Source organism: Desemzia sp. FAM 23990 (assembly GCF_045528485.1).
In the GTDB taxonomy this organism is placed as follows: domain Bacteria; phylum Bacillota; class Bacilli; order Lactobacillales; family Carnobacteriaceae; genus Desemzia.
On record NZ_JBGQQW010000029.1, the window covers coordinates 1 to 14,590 of the forward strand.

A 14,590-nucleotide genomic window follows, 5' to 3' on the forward strand; every position below is an offset into this window, starting at 1 on the left:
GACGGGGACGATGGGTTGATTATTTTTTTGATCTCGCATAGTAAAAATCCCTCCTGTCTGATTGAGATAAGTCAATCTTACAAGAGGGGAGACAACAATTCTATGCGGTTAATTTTAACGGGCTTACGATTAACTGATTTAAGTTTGTTATTTAACCGATTCAAGCCGGCCAATTTTGCTCTTAATGTTTAAATGGTGTTTTTCATCAAGGTAGTTTTATCCTTGATGTTCAAAGCGTGTTTTTCATCAAGGAAGTTTTAGCCTTGATGTTCAAAGCGTATTTTTCATCAAGGTAATTTTATCCTTGATGTTTAAAGCGTATTTTTCATCAAGGTAATTTTATCCTTGATGTTCAAAGCGTATTTTTCATCAAGGAAGTTTTATCCTTGATGTTCAAAGCGTGTTTTTCATCAAGGAAGTTTTAGCCTTGATGTTTAAAGCGTATTTTTCATCAAGGTAATTTTATCCTTGATGTTCAAAGTGAATTTTTCATCAAGGAAGTTTTAGCCTTGATGTTCAAAGCGTGTTTTTCATCAAGGTAATTTTAGCCTTGATGTTTAAAGCGCGTTTTGATGCCGAAAACCGCGACTCAAGGTTTGCGAGCGTTGCCGAAGCCGTTGGAGCGCTAGCGACGTACGGAAATGGTATGCGCAGCGCAGCGGAGAACAAACTCCGAGTAAAAGCTGAAGCTTTAACTCGGGATTAATTCCCATTGCATCCTTTTTCATGGCTATAAGCAACCCCATATTCCTCCTGAAATTTCTAGAAATGTGTTTCTAATAGGCTTAGAGTTAAAAAGAAGGATATTATCTATTTACCAATGGCAACTATTGTAGAACCGATTTTATCTTATTCATCATGAAAAATAAGTTGAAAAAGGATCGAAAAAAGTTCTAGGAGATTAAACAACCGTTAAATTCTCGCCATTGAAATGAAGAATTCATAGAGTCTGTACGCGGTTTGTGATATTATAGGAAGGAAGTTTTAAATCTGTGAACTTTTAGAAAGTGAGTGAAATAATAAATGACAGTAACTGAAGAAGATATCAGACACGTTGCAAAATTAGCAAAATTAGAAATCCCAGATGATGAGATTGCAAAATTCACCGATCAAATGGATAAAATCATTGAAATGGTGGAACAATTAAGTGAATTAGATACTGAACATGTACCCACTATGACACACGGAATGAGAACTTACAGTGTCATGCGTGAAGACAAAGCAGCTCCTGGTACAGATCGCGAAAAATTATTTAAAAATGTAAAATCTGAAAAAGACGGTTTAATAAAAGTTCCAGCTATGATAGACAATGCGGAAGGAGGAGCATAAGATGAGTTTATTAGATCATTCGTTAGAAGAACTTCATACCATGCTGGTCAACAAAGAAACGACAGCAGAAAAAATTATGACAGCCGTTTTTGCCCGTATTTCCGAAACAGAAGATCAAGTGGGTTCTTTCATTACATTGACAGAAGAAGAAGCTTTATTAAAAGCTCGTGAAATGGACGAAGCAGGGATTGACCCTGAAAATATTCTATCTGGATTGCCTATTGGAATCAAAGATAATATTGTTACTGAAGGAACTTTAACAACAGCTGCCAGTCGTATGTTAGAAGACTTTATTCCAGTATATAATGCAACTGTTACTGAAAAAGTAACGGATTCTGGAATGATTTCAGTTGGGAAATTAAACATGGACGAATTTGCGATGGGTGGAAGTACAGAAAACTCTTACTTCAAATTAACTCGCAACCCATGGGATTTATCTAAAGTTCCCGGTGGTTCTTCAGGTGGTTCTGCAGCAGCAGTAGCAGCTGGACAAGTTCCCGTTTCATTAGGAACGGATACCGGTGGATCCATTCGTGAACCAGCAGCCTTTACTGGTGTGGTTGGAATGAAACCAACTTATGGACGTGTATCACGTTTTGGATTGATTGCTTTCGGATCTAGTTTAGATCAAATTGGACCCTTTACGCGTAATGTAAAAGACAATGCGATTGCATTAAATGCGATCAGCGGTCACGATCCAAAAGATGCAATGAGCTCCACAAAAGAAACACCAGACTTTACCAAAGGGATTGCCGATGGCGTTAAAGGAATGAAAATTGGTGTTCCTAAAGAATACTTAGAAGATGGTCTGCAAGAAGGCGTGAAAGAAGCAGTCTTGAAAGCTATTGAAACATATAAAGAACTTGGTGCTATTATTGAAACCGTGAGCTTACCGCATTCTAAGTACGGTATTGCAGCTTACTACATTATTTCTTCTTCTGAAGCTTCTTCTAACCTACAACGCTTTGATGGCGTTCGTTATGGATATAGAGCTAAAGATGCAGAATCTTTAGAAGAGTTGTATGTTAAAACACGTACGGAAGGTTTTGGACCAGAAGTGAAACGTCGTATTATGCTGGGAACATTCTCTTTAAGTTCTGGTTTTTATGATGCCCACTTTAAACAAGCTTCTAAAGCTCGTACATTGATTCGCCAAGACTTTGAAAATGTCTTTAAAGAATACGATTTGATTTTAGGTCCAACAACAACCACAACTGCATATGGTATTGGAGAACAAGTTAATGACCCAATTGCTATGTACTTGTCAGATATCTTAACAGTACCAGTGAACTTAGCTGGAGTTCCTGCAATTTCTATCCCTTGTGGTTTCTCAGAAGGCATGCCAGTTGGATTGCAGTTGATCGGAAACCATTTCGATGAACAAACGATCTACCAAGCAGCTTATGCTTTCGAACAAGCAACAGAATTCCACAAAGCAAGACCAAACTTGTAGGAGGAGAGAAAGTACATGAATTTTGAAACAGTTATTGGACTAGAAGTCCACGTAGAATTAAAAACCGACTCTAAAATGTTCTCGCCATCTCCAGCACATTTTGGAGCTGAACCGAATACCAATACAAACGTAGTTGACTGGGGTTACCCAGGAGTTTTACCAACCATCAATAAAGGTGCTGTAGAATTTGGTATTCGTGCTGCATTAGCCTTAAATTGTGAAATTTCACAAGACACTAAATTTGACCGTAAAAATTATTTCTATCCAGATAATCCCAAAGCGTACCAAATTTCTCAATTTGACCAACCTGTTGGACATGATGGATGGATCGAAGTTGAAGTGGAAGGCAAAAAGAAAAAAATCCGTATCGAACGCGTCCACTTAGAAGAAGATGCTGGGAAAAACACTCACGGTACAGACGGCTATTCTTATGTCGATTTAAACCGTCAAGGAACTCCTTTGATTGAGATTGTTTCCGAAGCAGACATGCGTTCACCGGAAGAAGCTTACGCTTATTTAGAAGCGATTAAACAAATCATCCAATACTCTGGTGTAAGTGATGTTAAAATGGAAGAAGGTTCTATGCGTTGTGACGCCAATATCTCGATTCGTCCATTCGGTCAAGAAGAATTTGGGACGAAAACCGAATTGAAGAACTTAAACTCCTTCAACTTTGTGCGCAGAGGGTTAGCCTTTGAAGAAAAACGCCAAGAGAAAGTATTGCTAGCTGGAGGCGTTATTCAACAAGAAACGCGTCGTTACGACGAATCTACTGGTGAAACAATTTTGATGCGTGTCAAAGAAGGTTCGAGTGATTACCGCTACTTCCCTGAACCAGATCTGCCAAACTTATACATTGAAGATGAATGGATCGAACGTGTCAGAGAATCGATTCCTGAAATGCCGAAAGAACGTCGTATTCGTTACGCTAATGACTTTGGACTTTCTGAAACTGACTCGTCTCAATTAACGGCTACTAAAGAAATGTCAGACTTTTTTGAAGAAACTCTTGAAAAAGGAGCTGACGCTAAACAAGCAGCCAACTGGTTGATGGGTGAAGTATCAGCTTACTTAAACAGTGAAAAATTAGAGTTGCACGATACGAAATTGACTCCTGAAAACTTAGCAGGGATGATTAATTTGATTGCTGATGGAACTATCAGTTCAAAAATTGCGAAAAAAGTTTTCCGTGAATTGATTCTAAATGGCGGAGATGCCGGAACTGTTGTAGAAGCCAACGGTTGGGTTCAATTAAGTGATCCTGCTAAATTGTTGCCGATCATCAATGAGATTCTAGACAATAACGCACAGTCTATTGAAGATTACAAAAACGGAAAAGACCGAGCTATCGGATTCCTCGTGGGTCAAATTATGAAAGCAACTAAAGGACAAGCAAACCCTGGTGTTGTGAATAAACTGTTAAACCAAGAGTTAAGCAAACGGTAATTTGGAAAGAAGGTAGACAGATGCGTGCGAGAATTATTTATAATCCAACATCTGGGCGTGAATTATTAAAGAAAAACCTAGTTGAAATATTGCGTGTTTACGAAAGTGCTGGTTATGAAACCAGTACTTTTGCTACTACACCAGAACCTTTTTCTGCTCAAATAGAAGCCGAAAGAGCTGCTAAAGCAGGTTTCGATTTGATTGTCGCTGCTGGTGGTGACGGGACGATCAATGAAGTTGTCAATGGATTGGCTGGACTAAAAAAACGTCCTAAAATGGCTATTATTCCTGCTGGTACGACGAATGATTACGCTCGAGCATTGCACATTCCGAGAAATGATATGATCGCTGCAGCAAAAATCATTGAAAAAAAACAAACCATTCATATGGATATTGGTCAAGCGAAGACAGAAAAGCAATTGTCTTACTTTATTAATATTGGTGCTGCCGGATATCTTACTGAATTGACTTATGAAGTGCCGTCTCAATTAAAATCTGTATTTGGGTATTTAGCTTATTTTGTTAAAGGCGCAGAAATGTTGCCCCGCATTAAAGCTGTTCCTATGAAAATTGAATACGATGATGGTATTTTTGAAGAAAATGCTTCTATGTTTTTCGTGGCTTTGACCAACTCAGTAGGCGGTTTTGAGCAAATTGCGCCGGATGCCCGATTAGATGATGGGAAATTTACGTTGATTATTGTTAAAACGGCCAATTTGTTAGAAATATTCCGTTTGATAGCAGAATTATTAAATGGTGGAAAACACATCAACAGTTCTAAAATTATGTACATCAAAACGAATAAGATTAAAGCACAAACAACTGATTCAGCGCCATTGATGATCAATTTAGATGGAGAATATGGCGGAGATTCACCAGTAGAGTTCACCAATTTGCAACAGCATATTGAAATGTTTGCTGATGTTGATTTGATTCCGTATGATGTAGAAGAAAAAGATGAATTTGCAGATGATGTAGAAGAAGCTTTCTTGAAACAAGTGGAAGAATTAACTGGGGATTTGCCAGAAGAAAAATAATACACGAAAGTTTTCTTTTTAGATCACTTTCGCTTCATGCAGCACAAGAAAAACGGCCGTTGCAAATGAGAACAAGCGCACCAAAGACAGAGAATGTTTTTGAGTGGAAGGAGAAAAGGATTTGAAAAAAGACCAAACTATTCCAGTAAATAAAAACGAACAGCATACGGTTACGATTGAAGATTTAACATTTGAAGGGATGGGTGTTGGAAAAATAAATGGCTACCCGCTTTTTATTGAAGATGCTTTGCCCGGAGAAAAAGTAGAAATCAAAATTCACAAAACAGGAAAAACTTATGGTTATGGAAAAGTCATGAATCGTTTGACTTCAAGTTCTGATCGTGTACCTTTAAGAAACCAAATGTATACACGTACAGGAATTACACCATTGCAACACATGTCTTATTCGGCTCAATTAGCGTTCAAAAAACAACAAGTTGAGAATGTGATGCAGCGTATTGCAAGAATGCCTGAAGTTCCGGTATTGGACACTATCGGTATGGAAGAACCTTGGGGATACCGCAATAAAGCACAGGTTCCAGTTCGTAAGGTTGGAGATCTATTGACAACCGGTTTTTACCGTAAAAATAGTCATGACTTGATTCCGATTGAAGACTTCCTGATTCAAGATCCTAAAATCGATCAAGCGATTATTGCGGTTCGAGATATTATACGTGAATACGGTGTTAAACCGTATAACGAAAAAGACAACACAGGGAACTTGCGCCACATTGTGGTTCGCAGAGGATACCATACTGGTGAAATGATGATCGTGTTGGTAACACGTACAGCGAAATTGTTCCCGACAAGCAAGATTATTCCAGATATTCTTGAAGCATTGCCAGAGGTTGTCAGTATCGTTCAAAACGTCAATCCAAGAGGCACAAACGTGATCTTAGGAGAAGAAGCTATCGTATTGCATGGTGAAGACAAATTTACGGATGAATTGATGGGAAATACGTTTGAGATTTCTCACCGTTCTTTCTATCAAGTCAACCCATTGCAAACGGAGAAATTGTACCAAACAGTCCTTGATTTTGCAGATATGACGGGTGAAGAAACTGTTATTGATGCTTATTGCGGTATTGGTACCATTACTCTTGCTTTGGCTAAAAAAGCTAAAGAAGTATACGGAATCGAAATCGTTGAAATGGCCGTTGAAGATGCAAAACGCAACGCTGTGTTAAATGGCGTCGAAAACGTAACTTACCAAGTTGGAGCGGCTGAAGAAGTGATGCTTGAATGGAGTCAAGAAGAACGTACGGCAGATTTACTAGTGGTAGATCCTCCACGTAAAGGATTAGAAGGACAATTTATTGATGCTGTACTTGAAATGAAACCTACTAAAATGGTGTATGTCAGCTGTAACCCAGCAACATTAGCTCGTGATGTGGCTTTACTAGCTGAAGGCGGCTATTCTGTTGAAAAAGTACAACCAGTAGATATGTTCCCACAAACTACTCATATAGAGTCGGTAACGTTGTTGACAAGAATAGAAGACTAGTAAACTTCGTATAACAAGATATGTAGTGAATGCACTAGTACTTTAAAATAGAAAGAAGCTAACTTGATTTTATTATTGAGTAGCTTCTTTTTTTTATGCCTTTATCTTCTGATATTGGTAAAGAAATTTCCTCCGACCTATGGGGCTGCTTATGAAAGCCATGGGAACACCTTGAGCTGAAAACCGCATCTCAAGGCTTGCAAGCTTCAAACTTAGCGTAACGGCTAAAGCCTAACGCTAAGTAATTCTCATTGCATCCTTATTCATGGCTATAAGCAACCCCATATTTCTCCAAAAATTTTTAGGAATGAGTAACTGAAAGGTAGAGAATTAAAAAAGATGTTATTTTACGATATCAATAGTATAACATTCTTTCTTAGGACACCAAAAGGAGCATGTTTTCACAATAATTTTGTTTGGTTTCCCTCATATGTTTTCAAATAAATCATTTTTGTTTTAGCAGAATAAGTAACGATCGTTTTATGAAGTATAGTGTAAATATGTATTGAATATACCATATCTCTATCAAAGGCAATAAAAGTTTGTTTAGAACTTTTTTGTAGTGATGCACAATTAAATCAATAAGTCCAAAGACTGCTTCTTTAAATATGAAATATTTGTTATGTTCAACAATCAAGTGAATTACAGTATAATTAGTGTATATTGGAGATGTTGTATGCTAACTAGAGCAGATATGATTAACCTAATGTACGAATATATAAGGGTTGCTGAACTTGCAAAACGAGTTTGGGAAAGGCATAGAATTTTAATAGGAAATTAAAAAGTGATTCACATCGGATGAATTGAAAGCCGGTACAAAATTATAGGAAGACGAAGAACCATTCTCATTATTAAATGATATCAAAAATAGAACTTTCATAGCTGTACTAAAGGATCTGCAGAGTGACAAGTATGTTTGATAGATCGATAAGAATTACAATAAGAAAAAGTAAAATAAAGGGAAAATGGAGAGACACTTATGGCATATGAAAAGAAAAATATAAGAGCTGTAATCGAAGAAATAAATAGTCGCAAAATTTATCTTCCGGCAATACAAAGAAAATATGTGTGGAATAATGATCAAATAACAAAGTTGATGGATTCTATCATGCTTGGATATCCTATAGGAACTTTTCTATTTTGGAAAGTTAGAAAATCAATCATTAACAAAAAAGAGTACTCAATGTACGAATTTATAAAAAATTTTCATGAAAGAGATATCTATAAAAACCCATCTGCACCACAACCATTTCCTATTGGAAGTGATGAAGAAACAATATGGGCTGTTCTTGATGGTCAACAAAGATTAACCTCTTTGTACATAGCTTTGCAAGGTAGCATGAGCAGGAAGTTACCAAACAAGCGATGGAAAAATGATGATGCATTCCCTATAAAAGAATTGTATTTAAATCTGCATAGTCAGAGAACTGATGAGGAGGATATCTCTTACGAGTTTAAATTTCTGACACAAATAGAGGCTGAAAAGCAAAAAGATGATAAACTATGGTACCTAGTTAAAGATATATTAAAGTATTCTCAAGATGAGTTAGTAACAGATTTAATTATTCCGAGCGGTTGGGCTGCGAATAAAATTGCAATGAAGAATATATCTTTGCTACATACTCGACTTGTGGGTGACGAAATAATTAACTATTTTGAAGTTCAAACGGACTATATCGACAGCGTCCTCGATATATTCGTTCGTGTGAATTCTGGTGGTACTATTTTATCGAAGAGTGATTTGTTATTCTCTACCATTGTTTCGCATTGGGACAAAGCTAGAGATGAAATAGATAAACTGCTTGCAGAAATTAATAAAATTGGTGAAGGATATAAGTTTTCCAATGATTTTATCATGCGTACTTGTCTATATCTCCTCGATATGTCCGTTACGCTTAAAGTTGAGACATTCAAGAAGGAAAGCGTATTAAAGATAAAAGATAATTGGGAGAGCATTCGTAAAGCTATCAAGGACACAGTAGATCTACTTAATGAATTCGGCTTTAATTCAGAGAATATTATATCTTATGTGGCTGTATCACCAATGGTATATTATCGTTTTAATGGTGGAAATTTTGATAATGAAAGCATTTTAGAATTAAGAAAGTATATAGTTATTGCACAGGTAAAACAGGTTTTTGGTGCAGCTACAAACTCAGCACTAACAAGTATACGAGAAGCTTTGAAAGTAGTGCCAACAGATTCATTTAGGATGAGTAATTTACTAAATGTACGCTTTACTGGTGAAAGAACATTGCGCTACACTTCTGAAGAGATAGATGCACTATTTGATACGTATGAAATTGGCGCATATACCTTTATGTTGTTATCTTTGCTTTATCCAAATTTAAAATATAGTCAGAAAGGTTTCCATCAAGATCACTTACATCCACATACCGGTTTTGAAGAGAACAAGATTGCAAGTCTTCAGCTTGCTAATGGATTAGTAATTGATGATGATAGAAAAGATGATTGGAGACGTAGAAGAAATACATTAGCGAATCTTCAATTATTAGAAGGGCGCGAGAATGTTAGAAAAAATGCAACGCCCCTAGTAGACTGGATTAAGATTCTAGAGAATAGTGAGAATGCTAAATATATGCCGGATGATTCTTCTTATGAACTATCACAATTTGAAGAGTTTATGGAAAAACGACAAAAATTAATGGGTGATGCTTTGAAAGCAATTTTACTTTAAAATTATGACTTTTCCTTATACTGATGTTGCTAGGATAATATTGAAGGTTAATTTAAAAAAAAAGGATATGTTTCGAAAAGAATTTAAGATTAATATCATAGTAGTTGGTAAACTAGAGATGAAAATAATGATAATAGTTAGGGATGGCTAAAATGGACTTTGATAAAGAAGTAATTGATAACAATGACTATAAATTAATTATACAAAATATTAATGGACTAGTAGGTTTCGAACCAGTCTCAGAATTTGATACAAAAGAATGGAAACGTTTGGAGAATCTAAATACAAGTAAAAATCTGGCTGTATTTCAACAACTTCCTAATGTGTTAAAACAAGTAAGTGATTCCCAAAAATATGAAGGTGCGTACAAAGTTGTTTTTGATAAAGGATTAGGTCAGTTACAGAAATCTGCTAATAATGTCAATTTAGTCAGAGGAAATATTGTTGAATATGGCACAAATAATAAAGTTTTAGGACAAGCTGAATGGCAACATATCTCTCCATCACAAGTAATGGGAATTTCAAACATAATTTTATCTGTTTATAATGTCTGTTCAGTTGCAACTAATCAATATTTTTTAAGTCAAATAAATACAAGTCTAAAAAGCCTGTTAGAAAATATAAATGAAATTCAAAATTTTCTCGAGGCTGACAAAAGAAGTCTGGCTGAAGCTAACACTGAATTTATAACGGAAGTATACTCAAATTTAGAGTATTATATGACTAGTTCATTGTATACACAGGCAACACTTACAAATATTCAATCTATTCGGATTAAATCATTAGCGGATGTGAAATTTTATCATAGTCAGATAAAAGATTTAAGAAGTAAAATGTCGGATAAAGATAAAAAGAAACAGATTCAAGATAACAAACATAAATTTAAAAAGAACTATTATGCGTATAATTATGCTTTGAAATCTTATAATTTAGCTATTTTAATTGAAATACTTATGTCAGGGCAATCTGATGAGGTTTGGCTAACAAAATTATTAGATAACATAATAGATAGCACGATAGAATTTGCGGAAACATATGATTTGATTCCGGAATACTTCGAAGGTCTTAGAATTTTAAAAAGTAAAGATGGAGCATGGTATAATGTATTCCCAAAAATGTTAAAAGATACTGGAGGGATGAAAATAGAATTATTGGCAACATTTGCAGAATTGAGTGCAGATTGGATATTGAATAAAGAAAATAAAAAGAAAGAAGTCAGTAAGCAAGAAAACATTTCAGAGATGCAGCAATATATAGATGACTACTCAAATCCAAAAGATTTACTTGCGATACCTTTAGCTATTGAACAATACAGTAAAATTCAAAATCAAAAGGTAGAAATATTGTATCGTGAAGAAAAAATATATATAAAAGAGTAGCATGAATTTATTTATATCGAACTTCAATTCTTTTTTCACTAAAATAATAAGGTTTATGTTTTACCGCTAATTTAGGTCCATGATATCTAAAGGATATTTTGGAATTTTTCTATTTTAAAGGTTAGCGAGATAAATTTCGTAGATATTTTTTGTTTAAAAAAATGAAATTCACCAAAATCACGTACTTTATATTGAGGAATAAAATCCTATAAAATATATTGGAGGCGTTGATTATAGAAACAATGGAGCAAAATAAGTTACTGGTAAACCTAGATAAAAAATGCATTCTAGAGCCGGCAAAATTGATTCTGTCTGGTGAAAGCAATGTTATGGCTATTTCTTTTGTTCATCCGCGATTTGGGAATCCATTTCAATATGAATTGTTTCATTTGTTGATGGATGAATGGAAAGGTGACAGGATCGCCGTAGTGGAGGACTCAAAAAATGCAAAGGAATACCTCATTGAACAAGAAGGATATACGTATCACCGAAAATACAAACACAAAATAGAACGTAGAGTTCGCAAAGAAAATGGAATCCATCTGATTACGATTCCTCCTGCAGAAGCAAACAGAATACAAAAGAGATGGGAAAAATTTATGAATCAATACGTTCTTATTAATTATGATTCACATCTGTTCATGACCATTGATCAACGGCTGTTCAGGATGAAAAATAATTTGATGCCTTACTTTATTCTTGCCCAAGCGGAACAAAAAAGTGAATTCGAAGAAGGAAGCTGGGCCGGGAATCGTATTGGGGTCGAACGTATTGACACACCTACGTTTGATAGTCTGGATTATTTTGAGATGTTTCGAATGGTCGGCGATAAAACTGCTTGTAGATTAGGTGTAGAAGATTTTAAGCGTAGATATGGCCATTAGTTGGTAAATAACTTTGATTGATAAACTGTTTTCCTTTAGCTTCACACAGCTTTTACAAGATTCTCATAAAAAACAGTTTCGTTTTTAACTCAAATTTGTTAGAATAGACTATTGTAGTCGGTCGGATAAAATAGTATAGACTAATATAAGCTAAAAAGCAGGATTTTTCTGCTTTTTATTTTTGAGATAAACATTTACACCTATAACGAGAGGGTTTTTTAGATGAAAGAGAATTTTTGGAATAAGTTGCCGCGACCGTTTTTTATTTTGGCACCGATGGAAGATGTAACAGATGTTGCTTTTCGTCATGTCATCAGTGAAGCGGGAAGACCGGACGTCTTTTTTACAGAATTTACAAACACGGTTAGTTACTGTCATCCTGAAGGAAAAGACAGTGTGCGCGGTCGTTTAACGTTTACTGAAGATGAACAACCACTGGTAGCTCACATATGGGGAGATCAACCTGAACACTTCCGTCAAATGAGTATCGGGATGGCAGAGGAAGGCTTCAGCGGAATTGATATCAACATGGGTTGTCCAGTACCTAACGTAGCAGGTAAAGGCAAGGGGAGCGGTCTTATTCAACGTCCAGAAGTAGCTGCAGAATTAATCCAAGCCGCAAAAGCTGGAGGGTTGCCAGTCAGCGTCAAAACCAGACTTGGTTACACTCATGTCGATGAGTACCGTGATTGGTTGACACATGTTTTACAACAAGACATTGCTAACTTGTCGATTCATTTGCGTACCCGAAAAGAAATGAGTAAAGGGAATGCTCACTGGGACATGATTGCAGGCATCAAAAAATTGCGTGATGAAGTGGCTCCTGATACGCTACTGACTATCAATGGAGACATTCCTGACCGTGAAACAGGATTGAAGTTAGTGGAAGAGTACGGCGTTGATGGAATTATGATCGGCCGCGGTGTCTTTACCAATCCGTATGCTTTTGAAAAAGAACCGAAAGAGCATTCAGCTAAAGAGTTGTTGAGTTTGTTTAGACTTCATTTGGATCTTTTCGAGGAACATTTTGCCAATGAAGATCGCTCATTTAAACCATTGCGCCGCTTCTTCAAGATATATGTTCGCGGTATTCGTGGGGCAAGCGACTTAAGAACACAATTAATGGAGACGCAATCGATTGACGAGGCTCGTACTTTGTTGGATGCATTTGAAGAAGCCAATAAAGATTTTTTATAGAAAAACAGCACTAGTAAAGAAGCTAGAATATCCGTGACAAAACACATGGGGATTCTAACTTTTTTTGTGTTTACAGATAAAATATGTATTAATCTCATCAGATAAGTGATATAAGTAAGTTAGTATAAAAAGCTAATCAAAGTGGGGGCATAATCAGATGAATATTTATGATATTGAAGTAGCACTCGAAAACGGAGAAACTTATAAATTGGATAAATATAAAGGCAAAACACTGCTTATTGTCAATACAGCTACTAAATGTGGTTTGGCGCCACAGTTTGATGAGCTGCAAAAATTGTATGATAAATATAAGGATGATGATTTCATTGTTTTAGGCTTTCCGACCAATCAATTCAAACAAGAAATCGACTCAGCTAGTGATGCTGCAGAATCTTGCCGCATGACTTACGGAGTTACTTTTCCGATGCATGATATGGTAAAGGTCAATGGATCTGATGCTCATCCGCTTTTTAAATTATTAACGGAAGAGACAAAAGGCATCACTGGAAAAGCTGTGAAATGGAACTTTACAAAATTCTTAGTAGACAAAAAAGGGACTATCATCAAACGATTTGCGCCAACAACGACACCTCTTTCAATCGAAAAAGAGTTGACTCAATATAATTAAAGCTTTTAAGAACAAGGAAATAAATCTTTTCTATAACTAAAGACCACGTCAACATCCAGGTATGTTCGCCTAAATGTTGACGTGGTCTTTTAAGCAGTCTAAAAGTTTTTGGGAACACTCTGAATGACGTTTTTTTCGATTACAACAACTCGTTCACAAAGAATATTGTGACATCATGCATCGTACTTGTTTTCACTAAATGATCTTCTTCTTCATCCGTAAAGTAAATATTTGGCGTGTGCTTTTGCTCTTCCGCAAATTCAGCTACGTGATCATAAGGCACAATCTGGTCTTGCGTACCATGCCAAATGTACAACGGACGGCCTTGTAAGGTTTCAGGACGTAAAGATAAGTCATAATTCGGAATCCAACTCAGCAAGTCAAAATAATCCTCTGGCAAATGGCGCTTAAGCCGAGTTGCATGTTTGACAATGCGTTCTTGATAAGCCAGTAATTTAGGCGAACCCATCAGACAAGCTGCCGCTTTGATTTCAGGGTGATGTGTCAACAACGCACATGTCGTGATGCCGCCCATAGACGTTCCTCCAACACCAATCATATCATCGACAAACCCAATCTTGCGAAAATGATCAACGATAAAGCCGAATTCAAATAAATTCGAATGAATGCTTTGGAAAAAAGTGAGAGAAGGAATGTTGGAAATCGGTTGTTTTCTTTCTCCATGATTCACAGCGTCAGGCAATAATACTCGAAAACCTTCGCGTGCTAAATAACGAGCTTGTGTCAAATTCAGTTCTTTTACAGATTGCCAGCCGTGATAATAAATAATTAAAGGCAACTTTTCATTGCGTTGTTTTGTCGGGACAACTTCTAATAATGGGATGTTGCCTAACATTCTTTTTCGAATGGTCAATTTCACTTTATCCACCTCGCAACTATCATATCAAAATAGGGAAGCGAAAGGAATCGATAAAGCAGCATTAAAACGGATTTTAAAATCAGGTTTCAATTTAAGAAATGATGATAAACTTGAATAATTATGCATTGGAAAAGCTATCTCAATGTGTTTATTGC

Annotated in this window: 11 protein-coding genes; 10 read left to right on the forward strand and 1 reads right to left on the reverse strand. The window is 36.1% G+C overall.

Annotation, left to right across the window (positions count from 1 at the left end):
* Nucleotides 1-1,023 precede the first annotated feature (1,023 nt).
* The 10 genes from gatC (at nucleotide 1,024) to ACEN4I_RS11210 (ending at nucleotide 13,555) form a co-directional block, all read left to right on the forward strand.
* Entirely contained in the window at nucleotides 1,024-1,329 is a 306-nt protein-coding gene (gatC, locus tag ACEN4I_RS11165) for an Asp-tRNA(Asn)/Glu-tRNA(Gln) amidotransferase subunit GatC (RefSeq protein WP_407096469.1), read from the forward strand.
* Nucleotide 1,330: 1 nt separating this feature from the next.
* Entirely contained in the window at nucleotides 1,331-2,782 is a 1,452-nt protein-coding gene (gene gatA, locus ACEN4I_RS11170; RefSeq protein ID WP_407096468.1) for an Asp-tRNA(Asn)/Glu-tRNA(Gln) amidotransferase subunit GatA, read from the forward strand.
* Between the two features lie 15 nt (nucleotides 2,783-2,797).
* The gene (gene gatB, locus ACEN4I_RS11175) at nucleotides 2,798-4,228 is read left to right on the forward strand and encodes an Asp-tRNA(Asn)/Glu-tRNA(Gln) amidotransferase subunit GatB (RefSeq protein WP_407096467.1); all 1,431 of its coding nucleotides are present in this window, start codon (nucleotides 2,798-2,800) and stop codon (nucleotides 4,226-4,228) included.
* Between the two features lie 20 nt (nucleotides 4,229-4,248).
* On the forward strand, nucleotides 4,249-5,265 hold the full coding sequence (locus ACEN4I_RS11180; protein WP_407096466.1) for a diacylglycerol kinase: 1,017 nt from the start codon (nucleotides 4,249-4,251) through the stop codon (nucleotides 5,263-5,265).
* Nucleotides 5,266-5,386: 121 nt separating this feature from the next.
* Nucleotides 5,387-6,769 carry a 23S rRNA (uracil(1939)-C(5))-methyltransferase RlmD gene (rlmD, locus tag ACEN4I_RS11185; RefSeq protein WP_407103008.1) on the forward strand — a complete coding sequence of 461 codons (1,383 nt, stop codon included), beginning with the start codon at nucleotides 5,387-5,389 and terminating at the stop codon, nucleotides 6,767-6,769.
* A 979-nt stretch (nucleotides 6,770-7,748) separates the two neighbouring features.
* On the forward strand, nucleotides 7,749-9,467 hold the full coding sequence (locus tag ACEN4I_RS11190) for a DUF262 domain-containing protein (protein ID WP_407096463.1): 1,719 nt from the start codon (nucleotides 7,749-7,751) through the stop codon (nucleotides 9,465-9,467).
* A 152-nt stretch (nucleotides 9,468-9,619) separates the two neighbouring features.
* Complete coding sequence (locus tag ACEN4I_RS11195; RefSeq protein ID WP_407096462.1) at nucleotides 9,620-10,846, forward strand: hypothetical protein; 1,227 nt, start codon at nucleotides 9,620-9,622, stop codon at nucleotides 10,844-10,846.
* 227 nt (nucleotides 10,847-11,073) lie between these two features.
* Complete coding sequence (locus tag ACEN4I_RS11200) at nucleotides 11,074-11,730, forward strand: hypothetical protein (protein ID WP_407096461.1); 657 nt, start codon at nucleotides 11,074-11,076, stop codon at nucleotides 11,728-11,730.
* Nucleotides 11,731-11,952: 222 nt separating this feature from the next.
* Nucleotides 11,953-12,927 carry a tRNA dihydrouridine synthase gene (locus tag ACEN4I_RS11205; RefSeq protein WP_407103007.1) on the forward strand — a complete coding sequence of 325 codons (975 nt, stop codon included), beginning with the start codon at nucleotides 11,953-11,955 and terminating at the stop codon, nucleotides 12,925-12,927.
* 157 nt (nucleotides 12,928-13,084) lie between these two features.
* A complete protein-coding gene (locus ACEN4I_RS11210) occupies nucleotides 13,085-13,555 on the forward strand; it encodes a glutathione peroxidase (RefSeq protein WP_407103006.1) in 471 nt (156 codons plus the stop codon).
* 139 nt (nucleotides 13,556-13,694) lie between these two features.
* Here ACEN4I_RS11210 and ACEN4I_RS11215 read toward each other — a convergent pair whose 3' ends face one another.
* A complete protein-coding gene (locus ACEN4I_RS11215) occupies nucleotides 13,695-14,435 on the reverse strand; it encodes an alpha/beta fold hydrolase (protein WP_407103009.1) in 741 nt (246 codons plus the stop codon).
* Nucleotides 14,436-14,590: the final 155 nt, after the last annotated feature.